Annotated in this window: 13 protein-coding genes; 12 read left to right on the forward strand and 1 reads right to left on the reverse strand. The window is 50.4% G+C overall.

Annotated features, from left to right (window positions below):
- The first annotated feature begins 402 nt into the window (after positions 1 to 402).
- The 3 genes from AC50X8_RS23595 (at position 403) to AC50X8_RS23605 (ending at position 4,184) form a co-directional block, all read left to right on the forward strand.
- The gene (locus AC50X8_RS23595) at positions 403 to 651 is read left to right on the forward strand and encodes a hypothetical protein (protein ID WP_494881862.1); all 249 of its coding nucleotides are present in this window, start codon (positions 403 to 405) and stop codon (positions 649 to 651) included.
- 39 nt (positions 652 to 690) lie between these two features.
- Positions 691 to 2,100: an MDR family MFS transporter gene (locus AC50X8_RS23600; RefSeq protein ID WP_056037954.1), complete on the forward strand. Its 1,410-nt coding sequence runs from the start codon at positions 691 to 693 to the stop codon at positions 2,098 to 2,100.
- 110 nt (positions 2,101 to 2,210) lie between these two features.
- Entirely contained in the window at positions 2,211 to 4,184 is a 1,974-nt protein-coding gene (locus AC50X8_RS23605) for a copper amine oxidase N-terminal domain-containing protein (RefSeq protein WP_494881864.1), read from the forward strand.
- A 196-nt stretch (positions 4,185 to 4,380) separates the two neighbouring features.
- Here AC50X8_RS23605 and AC50X8_RS23610 read toward each other — a convergent pair whose 3' ends face one another.
- Positions 4,381 to 5,445, reverse strand: a complete 1,065-nt coding sequence (locus AC50X8_RS23610) for an NAD(P)/FAD-dependent oxidoreductase (RefSeq protein ID WP_494881866.1) — start codon at positions 5,443 to 5,445, stop codon at positions 4,381 to 4,383.
- A gap of 380 nt (positions 5,446 to 5,825) precedes the next feature.
- On the opposite strand from AC50X8_RS23610, the gene AC50X8_RS23615 reads away from it, so the two are divergent.
- From AC50X8_RS23615 to uraH, 9 genes are all read left to right on the forward strand, one after another.
- Positions 5,826 to 7,151 carry a 5'-deoxyadenosine deaminase gene (locus AC50X8_RS23615; RefSeq protein ID WP_494881868.1) on the forward strand — a complete coding sequence of 442 codons (1,326 nt, stop codon included), beginning with the start codon at positions 5,826 to 5,828 and terminating at the stop codon, positions 7,149 to 7,151.
- A gap of 71 nt (positions 7,152 to 7,222) precedes the next feature.
- Positions 7,223 to 8,344: an XdhC family protein gene (locus tag AC50X8_RS23620; RefSeq protein ID WP_494882014.1), complete on the forward strand. Its 1,122-nt coding sequence runs from the start codon at positions 7,223 to 7,225 to the stop codon at positions 8,342 to 8,344.
- Positions 8,265 to 8,879: a nucleotidyltransferase family protein gene (locus AC50X8_RS23625; RefSeq protein WP_494882016.1), complete on the forward strand. Its 615-nt coding sequence runs from the start codon at positions 8,265 to 8,267 to the stop codon at positions 8,877 to 8,879. Before AC50X8_RS23620 ends, AC50X8_RS23625 begins: the two co-directional genes overlap by 80 nt.
- A complete protein-coding gene (locus AC50X8_RS23630; RefSeq protein WP_056037940.1) occupies positions 8,866 to 9,783 on the forward strand; it encodes an FAD binding domain-containing protein in 918 nt (305 codons plus the stop codon). The genes AC50X8_RS23625 and AC50X8_RS23630 overlap by 14 nt, the downstream gene beginning before the upstream one ends.
- A 50-nt stretch (positions 9,784 to 9,833) precedes the next feature.
- Positions 9,834 to 12,116: a xanthine dehydrogenase subunit D gene (pucD, locus tag AC50X8_RS23635; RefSeq protein WP_494881870.1), complete on the forward strand. Its 2,283-nt coding sequence runs from the start codon at positions 9,834 to 9,836 to the stop codon at positions 12,114 to 12,116.
- A complete protein-coding gene (locus AC50X8_RS23640; RefSeq protein ID WP_081418917.1) occupies positions 12,113 to 12,631 on the forward strand; it encodes a (2Fe-2S)-binding protein in 519 nt (172 codons plus the stop codon). Before pucD ends, AC50X8_RS23640 begins: the two co-directional genes overlap by 4 nt.
- Entirely contained in the window at positions 12,628 to 13,122 is a 495-nt protein-coding gene (uraD, locus tag AC50X8_RS23645) for a 2-oxo-4-hydroxy-4-carboxy-5-ureidoimidazoline decarboxylase (protein ID WP_494881873.1), read from the forward strand. Before AC50X8_RS23640 ends, uraD begins: the two co-directional genes overlap by 4 nt.
- Positions 13,123 to 13,173: 51 nt before the next feature.
- Positions 13,174 to 14,142, forward strand: a complete 969-nt coding sequence (pucL, locus tag AC50X8_RS23650; protein ID WP_056037932.1) for a factor-independent urate hydroxylase — start codon at positions 13,174 to 13,176, stop codon at positions 14,140 to 14,142.
- On the forward strand, positions 14,139 to 14,510 hold the full coding sequence (gene uraH / locus AC50X8_RS23655; protein ID WP_056037929.1) for a hydroxyisourate hydrolase: 372 nt from the start codon (positions 14,139 to 14,141) through the stop codon (positions 14,508 to 14,510). Before pucL ends, uraH begins: the two co-directional genes overlap by 4 nt.
- Positions 14,511 to 14,540 lie beyond the last annotated feature (30 nt).

The raw sequence follows: 14,540 nt of genomic DNA on the forward strand, positions 1-14,540 counted from the left end.
GCCGTTTACGCTTAAATATAGGAAAGCATATGATTTCCCGATCCTTTCTCTATATTTCTACGCGAAACGGAAGCTTTGCCTCCAGAGGACGGCGACAGCCGTTTACGCTTGAAATATAGGAAAGCATATGATTTTCCGATCCTTTCTCTATATTTCTACGCGAAACGGAAGCTTTGCCGCCAGAGGACGGTGACAGCCGTTTACGCTTAAATATAGGAAAGCATATGATTTCCCGATCCTTTCTCTATATTTCTACGCGAAACGGAAGCTTTGCCTCCAGAGGACGGCGACAGCCGTTTACGCTTGGCCATTTTAAACATTTCGTAACTTTTAAACGTATTGTTTCCGCTATCATAGTAACGATGAGTGACCTAAACATATGACCGGGGGATTCCAATTACTATGATGGATTTTCAATATAAAATAAATCGTTTAAGACAATGCGAGTCTATATGCTACACGATATGCCTAAAGCTATTACAGGACGAACAGCAGGCGGCGAAAGCGACGGAATGGCTGCTCATGCGCCTGTTTGCAGACGAGCAGTTTTGGAAAACGTCTGATTCAGCCAGGGATCGGTATATTTTTCGGATCGCAAGCAATGCTTATTTAAATCAATCACAGATGCGCTCCTTTATGAAAACTTCATAAGGGGCGTGTTTGTTGTTAAGGGAAGGAAGCAGAGCGACTATGATCAAAACAGGCAATACACGCAGCATTACTATCGCGCTGTTCGTTGCGACCTTTCTGGCAGCGATCGAAGGGACGATCGTCAGTACGGCTATGCCGAGCATAACGCGAGAGCTGCAAGGAACCCAGCAGTATAGCTGGGTTATTTCGATTTATTTGCTAGCTACGGTCGTCACGACGCCGATTTACGGCAAGCTGTCAGACTTATTCGGCCGCAAAAATATGTTTATGATCGGGGCTGCAATTTTTTTATGCGGCTCAATGCTGTCGGGCCTTGCGCAGACGATGACGCAGCTTATTATTTTTCGCGCGATTCAAGGGCTGGGGGCTGGTGCGCTCACGACGATTCCTTATACGATCATCGGTGATTTATATGCTTATGAGCAGCGAGCGAAGGTGCAGGGCTGGATGTCGAGCATTTGGGGAATAGCTGGTATATCGGGTCCTTTGCTGGGCGGGCTGCTAGTCGATTTTGTCTCGTGGCGGGCGATATTTTATATGAATTTGCCATTTGGCATTGTGGCGATGTTTCTGCTGGGCTCTACTTTGAAGGAAGCCTATGAGAAGCGGAAGCGATCGATTGATTATGGCGGAATTGGCACGTTTGCGGTAGGGATGTTCTGTTTTCTCTATGCCTTGACACTGCTGCGTTCAGAGACGGGCGAGCAGGGTGCCAGCTATACGGAGATCGGGCTGCTTTTTGCAGGGGCTGCGGTGCTGATGACGCTATTCTTCTACATTGAGAAGCGTGTGCAGGAGCCGCTGATACCGCTTGTTTTGTTCAAAAACCGCACCATCAGCATGGTGAATTTGCTCAGCTTTTTGCTGTGCGTCGTCAATGTCGTTATTATTTTTTATTTGCCGCTCTGGCTGCAAGGCGTATATGGAAAAAGCGCTACCTATTCCGGTTTGGCGATGATTCCGCTTTCGGTCAGCTGGCCGCTCGGCTCGATTCTCGCAGGCACATGGATTTCGCGAATTGGGCTTAGAAACATAACGCTAATCAGCGCATTTTCCCTCTTATTGGGAAGTTTGGGCTTTATGTTCCTGAATGCCACGACGCCGATTGCTTGGTTTATGCTGTATATGTTTTTAACGGGCTTAAGCTTTGGGCTTGCGCTAACCAGTTGTACGATATCCGTGTCATCCGCTGTAGAGCGGCAAATGCGCGGTGCCTCGGTTGCAACGAATAACTTTATACGCACGCTCGGCCAGACAATCGGAATCGCTTTATTCGGCCTGCTGCTGCACACTGGCAGCACGAATATTATTGATCCGCTATTGCTGGAGGAAAGCTTGCACCAGATCTTTACGATTGTGGTCGTTTTGTCCCTCGTCGTCGGTGCAGTATCGCTAGCATTACCACGTATTTCTTCTGCAGAACGACAGGAAACGAAGCACGCTTCTTAAAATATTTGTCATAAATAATAGGCGGAGTGCAACTTTTCAGATTATATTGCGTCCAAACTTTTGGCGGATATGTAGAGAAATCGCAATTTATTTTGGAAAAGGAGATTCACATGCTTAAAAAAGTCAGCTTATTTGCACTCGTATTCCTTTTTGTCTTTACCTTGGCTGTGCCGATTCAGGCGGAAGCAGCGCAAAATGTCCTAGGTCAAGAGCAGCTCGTTCTGCTTCAAAAGTCGAATAAAATGTATCACAATGGCACGCTGTATACAGCTACGCAGCCGGTAACCGAGCTGAAAGGCACGACGTACGTTTCGGCGCGCTCGCTCGCAGAGCGGCTCGGCGGCAAAATCGTATACGACAAGGTAGCCAAGGAGTATGTGCTGACGACAGAAAAAAACGTGCTTCGTTATGCCATTGGCAAATCCTCCTACAATGTGAATGGAGCGGTACAGCCGTTTACTGGAGCTCCTTATAACTTGAAGGGAACGCTGATGATTCCGCTTCGTACGCTGCTGCAGCCGCAGGGCATCACGATGAAGGTGAACAAGGCGGAGAAAAAAATTACGCTGGCTTGGACGTTCAAGATTGCGCCAGTCGCAACATTTACAGTAAGTCCTAAAGTCATTTATGCAAATGAAACACAGGTGATTTATACGAACCAGGCGAGCAGCAGCACTCCCATTGTGGACGAGCGCTGGGAAGGCAATTTGTCGATGTTTGACCAGCCGGGCATGTATACGGTAACTCATTGGGTTCAAGATTCGGATGGCGTCTGGAGTGAACCATATTCGGTAACGCTTGAAGTGCTTCAACCGAATTTGCCTCCAGTAGCGAAGTTCGTCACTAACAAAACGAGCTACTTGATGGGCGAGCCAATTGAATATACCGACCTCAGCAGCGACGAAGAAAATGCGATTACGAGCACCAGCTGGACGAATAAGGAGCAAGGCTTTTTCGAGCCGGGCCCGCAGACCATTTCCTTGAAAGTAACGGACAAGCATGGGGCAAGCAATGAATATTCGCTCTCCATTATGATTGAAGATCAGGAGCTATATTCCAAGCAGGATTTTGGCATGTTATTTACGCCGCCGGGAGAGCGCTTCTCGATTAATGGATCTTCCGTTCTGAATTATGATGTCATTCCTTATTCATTGACAGAGTATGGACAGCAGACTCTGCTTCGCAGCAACAGTCCAGAGCGAATTGTCAATGAAGGCGTGTATTATACGGATTCGGCTTCAGGCAACGTTCGCTTGATGTCACATAATGTAAACAACCGTTTAAACAATGTGCGCATGTACATCGTTGCTACGAACGAGACCAATCAGGAAGCGACGGTTCAGACACAGCGCGTCGGTATTGGCGGTCCTGCGCTGTATGTATCGGCAACAGGCAAATCTTCCATTAGCAAATATTTGACCTCGCGCATGAATCCGGTCATGAACGATATTACAACGATTCCAGCGGGCGAGAGCCGTCTTATTTTGAAGCAGCTCAGCGATTTGAAAATTTCGCCGGACCGCGTATTGACGATGATGGCGGATGTTTCGACCTCAGGTCCAATCAAATTCAGCTACGTCATTATTGATGACGGCAAGGATGTTCTGTCCGAGCTTCCACTGCTGCCATACTTGGAACCGGATGGCATTCACATTCGCGGCACATTCGAAAAGGCTGATCGTACGATCAACCTGACCCAGCCAGTAGGCGCACAGCCAGGCCGTATGGTATTTGGCGATAAAGTAGTGGATACACGCCTTACAACGATCGATAAGCTTACAGGTGCAACGATTTACAATGAAGGAAATTATGGCGTCGTATACGTCGTGAAGCTGTTCAATGTTCAGCCTAATACGCTCATTGCCTTGAACCCGCGTGGCGGACATTACGGCGGTGCCTTCCTCGTTAACAACAATGTTGTTCTGACGACGAATAATTCCTTCCTAGCGAACAATGGTGAGGCGGGTGTTCTGTACCGGACGGGCAGCTCATCAGAAGCGGTAACGATTGTATTCTCGCCGGCATCCGGCAGCAACTTGCCAATCAATTTGCTGTTTATGCCAATGCCAGAGAAGAAAAGCTAGCGAATGCAGCAAGCAAATTCAAGCAAAAGCATCTTTGTGTTCACAAATGTGAACACAAAGATGCTTTTTTTATTGCGATTAGGAATTTCCGAACATTAGGCAGCATCTGAACATTTATGATAGCTCGTCGATTTTGGGTAATGAGTCTTGATGTTGAATTCATAAATGAATATAAGTTGGCAATTTTACAACCCTACTACTTAAATCGGGAAATACGACAAGACTCTAGTTCGCATCTTGATTCTCGATTGATTATTTCAGTTGCAGCTAGACGCGCAATTAGCGGAGCCAGAGTAATGGCAGAATGCATCACCGTCACATAAAGTCCCTTCATCTGATTATGAAAGCCTACAATCGGATAGCCGTCCTCTGGCATTGGTCTCAACCCAACTTTGATGCTTTCCAGCTCCAATTGCTCCCCACCCTTCAGGCTGCGACGCAGCGTCTCGAAGGCACGTTTGCCCACGGCCTCGGGCCCATTTTCCTCCGAATCATCGATATAATCTTCCGCAGCTAGCAATGAATGATCGGTTAGCTGACGCGCTTCAAACTGCGCATTCGAGATTAGTGTGTGTATTAATCTACTCGAGGTCTTCATCCGAATCAGAATGGAAGGTGACGGCGTTACTGGTATGGGGAAACCTAACGGATTGCAAAGTTCGGATACGCCTGTACCCGCGGCCAATACCACAATATCAGACTCCATAAACCCCTTGGATGTATGTACGCCTATTAAGCGTGAATTTTCTTGCTGCAGTTGTGTAACGTTGGTATCAAACTGTACCTTTGCTCCGTATTCCTGTGCTTTTCTTAACAATAGTTCCGTTAATCCGATCGGATCTACTGCTCCTTCATCATTGGCAAACATCGCATCGTTCGGATACTCCTTCAGATTCGGTTCCAATGCCTCAATCTGCTCTCGGTTTAATTTTTGAAGGTGGATTTGTTCATTTAGGCTCGAATCGCCCCACGTTAATGCTCCATGCCATTGAATTTGTAATTCGGATAGCTCTTGCTGTAATGCAAGGTATTCTTCTGAAGCACTGTCATACAAATGTCTGTACTGCGGAGCCACCCTATGTGTTGTATGTATCCAGGCAAATGATTTTTCTGTAACTTCACGAGCTGCGGTAGTGTGTCGTTCAATAACGGTTACATCCTGATTTCGTTTTGCTAGTTGATAGGCCATACAGGCTCCGACTATTCCTGCTCCTATAATTACTACTTTTTGTTTTTCCAGCAGTGACGCTCCCTTTTTCATCCTATTTTAACATAAGCATTGTATTTCAGTTAATTATAGTAGACATAAAGAATCGAGAGAACTATGCGGCAGAACGTTACATAATAGGGGATCAATCTGTTTATTTCAATAGGCTCGCATGGAAGGCGATGGAGTGGCGATTGCTGATTATACTTGAAAAGGCGAACGATAGCGCGTGTTTTTCAGTTAATTGTAAGGGGAATTTGGAACGATAGAAGCTTGCTCATGTCACATTTTACTTTGAAAGCGGTGTATTTAGTGTATTTCAGGCATTCACCCACGACAACATGTTAAGTTTAATAACATATACTATTGATAAATCGAGTTCGGTGCTTTATTATGTTATAAAACATGACTCAAACTTGAAAGAGGGCAATTCAATGACAACTATACTTATTCGCAACGCAACGATAATGACGATGAATGAACGTGGCGATATTTTTACGGGTGATTTGCTCATTCGCGGCAAGCGTATTGCTCAGATTGGCGGGGAGATCGCGGCGGATGGAGTAGATCGGATCATTGAGGCTGATGGCAAAGTTGTGCTGCCGGGCTTCGTACAAACACATATACATCTATGCCAGACGTTATTTCGCGGGCGTGCAGATGATTTGGCTTTAATTGAATGGCTGCGTGAGCGGATTTGGCCGCTAGAGGCAGCTCACAGCCCCGATTCGGTTTATTATTCCGCGATGCTGGGCATAGGCGAGCTGATCCGCAGCGGGACGACGACGATTTTGGATATGGAGACGGTGCATCATACCGAGTCGGCTTTCCAGGCGATATTAGAGAGCGGCATTCGCGCCATTTCTGGCAAGGTGATGATGGACCATGGCACGGAAGTGCCGCTGGCGCTTCAGGAAAATACAGAGCAATCGCTGCAGCAAAGCGTCGACTTGCTTGAGAAATGGAATGGCGCTGGCGACGGCCGCATCCAATATGCTTTTTGCCCAAGGTTCGTTGTGTCTTGTACAGAGGAGCTGCTCATTGGGGTACGCGATTTATCCGAGCAATATAAGGTCAAGGTGCATACCCATGCTTCCGAAAATACGGGAGAAATCGCGATTGTAGAAGCGGAACGCGGCAAGCGCAACGTCGTTTATTTGGATCATATCGGGCTGGCAAGTCCGAATTTGATTTTGGCCCACAGTATTTGGCTCGATGAGGAAGAGAAGCGGATTATTAAGGAGCGAGGCGTTAAAGTTACCCATTGCCCCGGCTCCAACATGAAGCTGGCATCGGGCATTGCGGAAATTCCCGAGCTGCTGCGCGAAGGCATCGATATTGGCATCGGGGCAGATGGCGCAGCATGCAACAACAATTTGGATATGTATCAGGAAATGCGGCTGACCGCTTTTATTCAGAAGGTGAAGCATGGCCCAACGGTCATGGATGCGCGCACGGTGCTGCGGATGGCTACGATGGGCGGGGCAAAGGTGCTTGGCATGGAAGAGGATATTGGCAGCTTAGAGGAAGGCAAGCTAGCGGATTTGCAAATGCTTGATTTGGAAGACTTTCATGTGTATCCGTCCTATGATGCAGACTGGTTCTCGCGTGTTGTTTATGCGGCAACCCGCGGCGACGTGGATACCGTCATTATTGACGGACAAATCGTCATGGAGAAACGCATAATGAAGACGATTGACAAGCCGCTTGTGCTGCGGGAAGCAGACCGTTCGCTTAAGGGACTGCTGGCAAGGCTGTAGCATTTAGGCTGTAGGCCAGAACTTCATTTCATCATAACGTTTTAAAAAAGAGGCGGTGGCTGCTTGTGGATATGCACGAAGTGCTGGATTCAATTGTGAAGCTTGAGCAGCCGGCCGCGCTTGCAACGATTATACGAGTAGAGGGCCATGCTTACCGCAAGGAAGGGGCAGCCATGCTGCTGAGGCTGGATAGAACGAAGACGGGCAGTATCAGCCCAGGCTGCCTGGAGGCAGATCTACAGGAGCGGGTTAGCCGCGTGTGCTCTGCCGAAGCTTTTGAAATCATTATCTATAATATGCAGCCGGAAGAGGACATCACGTGGGGCGATACGATCGGATGTGGCGGCATTATCCATGTGCTGCTGGAGCCTGTAACGACAGCACTCAGAGATCAGCTGCTTCAAGCAAGAGAGAGGCTTCGGGCAGGAGAAGCGGTTGTTGTGAATAGAAGCTGGCCGAAGGCTGGCAATGGCAATTGCACGGGCATCGTTTATAGATTAGGGCCTGCCTCAGCGGCAAGCGAATCTCGCAATAGCTGGCAAGCTGGAGCTGATCTTATAGAAGAGGCGGGGACATTTTCGACGAAGCTGGAGCCGCGACCACGGGCGATTGTGTTTGGGGCAGGACCAGATGCGAAGGCGCTTTGCACGATGCTTCCAGGCTGCGGATTTCATGTGGTTGTGGCGGATTGGCGTACACAGATAAGCCCGGAAAGTGAGGATAATAGCTGGTTTAGCGTGGCGAGAGTAACTGGAAAGCCTGAGGAGCTTGCCTCCAAGCTGCAATTTAATAGAAATGACTTTTTCATCGTATGCAGCCATCAGCTCCACTACGATTATCAACTGATTCAGCTGGCATTGGAAGCACAGCCGATATACATCGGCGTTATGGGCTCGCGTAAGCGGATCAAGCAGTTATTTGGCGAAGGGACGCTTCCTGAAAATGTTTATGCACCGATCGGACTTTCGATACAGGCAGAGGGACCATACGAAATTGCCTTAAGCATCGTTTCCGAGCTTATACAGGTACGGGCAGCGTATCGTGCGAAAAGTAGGGAGGCGATTCGCGATGAAGGTGTCAGGCATTTATTTGGCGGCTGGCCTCAGCAGCCGGATGAAGCAGCCGAAGCTGAGGCTCCCTTTATCGCCGGGAGCAATGCTTGGCAGCCAGGCGCTTCATGCTCTATTAAATAGTGCCATTAAAAGCTGGATCGTCGTTCACCGAAGCAACGACGAACTGGAATGGCTGGACACTCCTGAACTGGAGCGGGCTTGCCGCGCAGCACAGCTGCACAAGCAAGAATGCCCGCTTTCGGCGCAGGGAATGTCCCGCTCGCTGCGCAGTGGTCTTGAAGCGCTGCTTACTCTATATCCACATACGGATGCCGTCCTGATTGCGTTAGCTGACCAGCCTTTTGTGACGGCAAGGATGGCAGTGCGCTTGGTTGAGGCGCTGGAGCACAATTCCACGCTTGATTATGCGGCATACAGCGATGGATCGGCAACGATGCCTCCGGCGCTGCTGCGAGCAACGATGTTTTCCGCTCTGGAGGAGCTTGAGGGTGACCAAGGCGCAAGACGGCTGTTTGCCTCCACAGGCAAGTATAAAGGGGCAGTACTAGATTTAAACGGGGAACAAGATTTTGCGCTTCATGATATAGATGATGAGGACAGCTTGCAGGCTGCTATTGGTTTTTGGAACAGGAGGGAGAGCGATGGCCATGGATAAACAAACGAAGCCGGAGTCTCCCGTCGTATGGCAGCCAAGTAATGCTGCGGAAGCTTGCACGCTTAAACAGCAGCTTGGCGCGGAAGGCGTTTTCGTTGCTGGCGGTACGCTGCTTCGTACGTGGTGGGAAGCGGGAACTGCCCGTATGCCTGGTCATTTGATCGATATTAGCGGTATTTCCAGCATGCAAAAGCCGATTACGCTTGCTTCCAGCAGTCATGATCGGCAAATTTGTCAGATCGGAGCGGCGGCGCTGCTGTCAGAGGTCAGAAATGACTCTCATATACGCACTCATTATTCACTGCTGGCAACTGCGATGAAAAATATCGCTGCCCCATCGATTCGGAACCTGGCTACGCTAGGCGGCAATGTGCTGTCCCGCGTAGGCGACGCACTTCCAGCGTTAATCGTATATGAGGCCATGCTCCTCTGGCACGATGGGCAAGGAGCGTTTGAGCAGCCGCTTGCAGAATGGCTGTTGGAAGCGCAGGCCAATCACGCATGGAAAAATCGTTTGCTGCTCGCCATTATTTTGCCGCCAGTCGATCTATCGGAACAGGAGGGGCAATACAGGCTGGATGTTTATCACAAGGTTGGCCGCCGCGAAGTATTCACGCCATCGATAGCAACTGTTGCGATAAGCGCCGTTGTAAGTGCCGAGCGACATATCGTTGATTTGCGCCTTGCGGTTGGGGGCGGGCAGACGATGCCAAAGCGGCTTGAGCATACAGAGCGATTGCTGAAGGGCGGCAAGCTTGACCATTCGCTGCTCCAGACTTGTTATACGTCGGTCTTGGAACATTTTCATCCGGTAGGCGATGTGTTCGCTTCGGCAAGCTATCGCCAGAAAACCGCTGCCAATCTGATTGTGTCAGAGCTGTGGAAAGCCATGCAGTTCAAATGATAATTAAATAAGCAAGCAAGCTTATCGTTCATAGGGGAGTGGTGATAGCGATGCTGTTGAACCGCGAGACAAGTGGCAATCGGTGGCGAATCAGGCCGGATGGGCTGGGGAAAGTAACAGGCCGCCTTGCGTATTTGACGGATATGTCGGCAGCGGGCATGCTCTATGGCCGGGTTCTGCGAAGTCCCCACCCTCATGCCCTTATCCTCAGCATTTGTACCGAGAAGGCGTTGCAGCTGGAAGGTGTCCATGCCGTGCTGACGCATCTCGATGTGCCCGGTTTGAATCGCTATGGCATTGCCCATCAGGATCAGCCTGTCTTTTGTGAAAATAAAGTTCGTTATGTCGGTGACGCGGTGGCAGCTGTAGCTGCAGAGACGGCTGAACTAGCCGAATATGCTCTTTCTCTTATTGAGGTCGATTATGAGCTGCTGCCGATTGTTGACGATGCCGAGCAGGCGCTTTTGCAGGATGCGCCGCTGCTTCATCCGCAGGGCAATGTGCTTCACCGCAGTCAGTTTAATAGAGGGCAGCTAGGCAGCGGGTTCGCCGCCTGTGCCCATATTGTAGAGGAAACTTATTTCACGCCGAGACAGATGCACACCTATATGGAAACCGAAGGCGGCTTGTTCGTGCCCGAGGAGGATGGGCGGTTGACGGTATATTCGCCTACTCAGCATGGATTTATGGATCGTCTGCAATTGTCGCGGATTGCCGCGATGAAGCAGGAGCGAATCCGCATCGTCTCAAGCCCGATTGGCGGCTCCTTCGGCGGCAAGGACGAATTGAATGTGCAGCCTTATGGCGCGCTGCTGGCGCTAAAAACAAACCGCCCCGTCAAGCTACATCATTCTAGATGGGAATCAGTCCGCGCCGGTCTGAAACGTCATCCGATGAAAATTTCGATGAAAACCGGTACAGACGCCAGTGGCCGCCTGCTTGCCCATCAAGTGCGGATCATCGCCGACACTGGCGCATACGCCACGCTGGGAGCAGAGGTGCTTAACTTTGCCGTTGAGCATGTACTTGGACCATACCGCTACGATCATGTGGAAGTAGACGGTTATTCCGTCTATACGAACAACGGAATGTCCGGTGAATTCCGCGGCTTTGGCGGAAATCAGGCGATTTTCGCACTGGAAGGGCAGCTTGATCGGCTGGCAGAAAAGCTTGGCATGGACCCTTGGAAGCTGCGGCGGATCAATATGCGTATGCCTGATGATCCAGGCCCGTTCGGCCAGCCGATCGTCGTAACCGAAGGCGCCATGCAGGTGTGGAATGCAGCTGAAGCGAGCGGCTTGTGGCAGGAAAGAGGGATGCCGGATAGGGCTGAGGAGCGCGAGCCGTGGATAAAGGTGGGCATTGGTTCAGCCTTTACCATGCACGGCGGCGGGCTTGGTGTAGGTATTCCTGATCCGGCAGGCGGCAGGCTCTCGCTGGCGGCCGATGGCCGAATTGAAGCCATATTCGGCTACGAGGAATTTGGGCAAGGCTTGCTTGCTACGCTGGAGCTGATGCTAATTGAACAGTTCGGCTTGGCTGAATCCGATATCCGAATGATTATCGGGGATACCGATCTTGTGCCCGACAGCGGCTCTACAACAGCTTCAAGAGCAACCAGCATGATGTGGAAGACGCTGCAAAATCTGAAAGCGCCGTTTACATCGCAAATGCTGGAGCGGGCGGCGAAGCTGCTGGGAAAAACAGCCGATGTGCTCGTTATGGGAGCAGGAGGCATTTATGAGGCAGAAGGCGTTTCCATGCTGCTGACGTATAAGGAACTGGCGGAGGCGGAAGGGGAGCCGATCAGCTGTTCGACTGCCTTTCAGTTCCCTACATCAGATACCCCGCGAACAGGAGCCCATTTTTTATATACGTATGCGGCCGTTGTTGTGAAGGTTGAGATCAATCAACTGACAGGACGAGTGAAGGTGCTTGACCAGTACCATGCGGTAGCGGCAGGGCCTGTCATGAATCCTCAGGGCTTTCTTGGGCAGATCGAAGGCGGCAGCAGCATGGCGCTTGGTTTTGCAGTAACGGAAGATGCGGTCATGCAGCAGGGGCAATATATGACGAAAAATTTAGATACTTATCTGGTGCCAACGATTGCAGAGCATCGCGGTACGGTCACCGTTGAGCCGATTGAGCATTTGCCGCAAGGAGATAGCTATGGTCCGCGCGGCATTGGCGAAGTAGGCTCGGTTACGCTGGCTCCGGCTATTGCAGCTGCCATTCATCAGGCGGTGGGTATCCGCGTGACGAAGCTGCCAATTGAGCCAGAGCTGCTTCAAATGGCTTTCGCTTTTGCAGGAGAGGCGGTGAGCGAAAGATGAGCAAGCATGAAATGCTGGGAGTGACGCGGGGCACTGGGCAGTCGGAGCTGGCCTGTACCATTAATGGCGAAGAAATGAAGCTTGAAGTTGCGGGCTCCAAACGGCTGCTGAATATGCTGCGCGACGACTTGGCCCTTACAGGGACGAAGCGGTCTTGTGAAATTGGCCGCTGCGGCGCCTGCATGGTGCTGGTGGATGGCAAGCCAATTAACGCTTGCTTGACGATGGCCTACCAATGCGCGGGCAAACAGATTACGACAATTGAAGGTATAGGGGCGGCTGATGGTGGAATTGACCCTGTGCAGCGCGCTTTTCTAGAAGAGGGAGGCTTTCAGTGTGGTTATTGCACGCCTGGCATGATTATTTCGGTCAAGGCGCTGCTGGATCGAAATGCTGACCCGAGTGAGGATGAAATTGAAGAAGCACTATCCGGCAATATTTGCCGCTGCACCGGCTACGGAGGCATTAAACGGGCTGTAGAGCGGGCGATAGAGTGGAGGAGGAACGCGCCATGAAATTGGACTTATTGAATACGATGAGCCGTGAGGCATTTACGGAAGCGCTTGGCGCTATTTTTGAACATTCGCCCTGGGTGGCGGAGCTGGCATGGGAGAATAAACCCTTCCGCTCAGTTGAGCAGCTGCATGAGAGCATGGTGAACACAGCTTTTACAGCGGGAGAAGAACGGGTGCTGGTGCTTATTCGCGAACATCCCGATCTGGCAACTCGAATCAGCATTGGCGAATATTCCACAAAAGAGCAGCAGGGCGCGGGACTAAGCCAATTGACGCCTGAGGAATTTGAGCAGTTTGCAGCGATGAACCGCCAGTATACGGAGAAGTTTGGTTTTCCATTTATTTTAGCGGTTCGTGGCAAAAGCAAAGCCGATATCAAGGAAGCGATGGCAGCGCGAATCGGCAACAGCCTTCAGGAGGAGCTGGAGGAGGCAAAATGGCAAATCGCCCGCATCACCTTTTTGCGCCTGAACGATTTAATAGAAGAGTGAGACTAAAAAAATCATACCAAATTTGATATAGAGCAAAGGGAGAGGGTATACATGTTGAAACTTGGCAGCGGACGTACACTTTATTATGGCAAAGGGGATGTATTGACTTATCGGACCTATGCAGCGCCACTGGCGGTGAAGTCCATCCCAGAATCGGCTTTTACCGGCGATACGAACGTTATTTTTGCCCATAACATTACATTTGCCGTAAGCGGCGAGACGCTGCTCACCTCCTTCACTAAAGGAGACAATACGCAGGTTGTGGCGACAGATTCGATGAAAAATTTTATTTTGCGGCAAACGGCCGACTTTGAGGGGAGCACGACAGAAGGGCTGCTTGCGTTCATCAGCAAGCAATTCCTTAGCCGCTATCCGCATATTGAAGCTATCGAGCTGAGTGCGGACCGCATCCCGTTCCATACGCTTGAAGTGGCAGATGGCAGCGATGGGCTGGTGGATAGCCCTCTTGTGTACCGCCGTTCCCATAATGATCATGCGAGCGCTTCGATGAAGCTTGTCCGCGACGGCGAAGAGGGCGCTCCGGTTATCGTCGAGCATGAGTGCGCTATTACTGATTTGCAGTTGATTAAAGTAAGCGGCAGCTCCTTCTATGGATTTGTCCGTGATGAATATACGACGCTGCCGGAAAGCTATGATCGGCCGCTCTTTATTTTTCTAAATATTTATTGGAGCTATGCAGACGTTGAACATGCGGTAGATACGGGCTTCGGACAATACGTTGCGGCTGAGCATATCCGGGATATTACCCATAATGTGTTCCACGAATATAAAACGCCATCGATTCAATATTTAATTTATCAAGTCGGCTTGCGTATTTTGACCCGTTTCCCGCAATTGGCGGAGGTGCGGTTTGAATCGAATAACCGGACATGGGAAACGGTGGTTGACCATACGGAAGAGGATGCAGCCGCTGTCTACACCGAGCCGCGTCCGCCATTCGGCTTCCAAGGCTTCACGCTTACCCGCGAGGATTTGGAAAACGAGGAAGCTTCGTCATGAGCGGCAAAATAACGACGCATGTGCTCGACATTTCTACGGGGAAGGCTGCGGCGGGGATGGGGCTAGAGCTGTGGCAGTTGAGCGAGGAGACTGGGGAACGGCGGCTGCTTCAGGCCGCTTCCACCAATGCGGATGGACGGCTCGATGCGCCCATGCTTGCTGGCGAGAATATGCAACCAGGCGTCTATGAGCTTGTGTTTAATGCCGGAAGCTTTTTGTCACGCGATAATGACGCTGCGCGGGAGTCGTCTATTGAATTTATTTTTCAGCAAATACCGATTCGATTTCGCGTTAAGGATGCACAGGCGCATTATCATATTCCGCTGCTGGTTGCGCCGGGGGGCTATAGCACTTATCGCGGTACTTAGAAGATCAGAGTAAACACGCAGGCTTATGTT

Source organism: Paenibacillus sp. JT22N15, assembly GCF_059383755.1.

Excerpts from the sequence above, each read along its gene's own strand:
- AC50X8_RS23625 (WP_494882016.1), top strand. The coding sequence starts at position 8,265 with ATGAAGCAGCCGAAGCTGAGGCTCCCTTTATCGCCGGGAGCAATGCTT.
- AC50X8_RS23595 (WP_494881862.1), top strand. The coding sequence starts at position 403 with ATGATGGATTTTCAATATAAAATAAATCGTTTAAGACAATGCGAGTCT.
- uraH (WP_056037929.1), top strand. The coding sequence starts at position 14,139 with ATGAGCGGCAAAATAACGACGCATGTGCTCGACATTTCTACGGGGAAG.
- AC50X8_RS23620 (WP_494882014.1), top strand. The coding sequence starts at position 7,223 with ATGCACGAAGTGCTGGATTCAATTGTGAAGCTTGAGCAGCCGGCCGCG.
- AC50X8_RS23640 (WP_081418917.1), top strand. The coding sequence starts at position 12,113 with ATGAGCAAGCATGAAATGCTGGGAGTGACGCGGGGCACTGGGCAGTCG.
- pucD (WP_494881870.1), top strand. The coding sequence starts at position 9,834 with ATGCTGTTGAACCGCGAGACAAGTGGCAATCGGTGGCGAATCAGGCCG.
- AC50X8_RS23605 (WP_494881864.1), top strand. The coding sequence starts at position 2,211 with ATGCTTAAAAAAGTCAGCTTATTTGCACTCGTATTCCTTTTTGTCTTT.
- AC50X8_RS23600 (WP_056037954.1), top strand. The coding sequence starts at position 691 with ATGATCAAAACAGGCAATACACGCAGCATTACTATCGCGCTGTTCGTT.
- uraD (WP_494881873.1), top strand. The coding sequence starts at position 12,628 with ATGAAATTGGACTTATTGAATACGATGAGCCGTGAGGCATTTACGGAA.
- AC50X8_RS23610 (WP_494881866.1), bottom strand. The coding sequence starts at position 5,445 with ATGAAAAAGGGAGCGTCACTGCTGGAAAAACAAAAAGTAGTAATTATA.
- pucL (WP_056037932.1), top strand. The coding sequence starts at position 13,174 with ATGTTGAAACTTGGCAGCGGACGTACACTTTATTATGGCAAAGGGGAT.
- AC50X8_RS23615 (WP_494881868.1), top strand. The coding sequence starts at position 5,826 with ATGACAACTATACTTATTCGCAACGCAACGATAATGACGATGAATGAA.
- AC50X8_RS23630 (WP_056037940.1), top strand. The coding sequence starts at position 8,866 with ATGGCCATGGATAAACAAACGAAGCCGGAGTCTCCCGTCGTATGGCAG.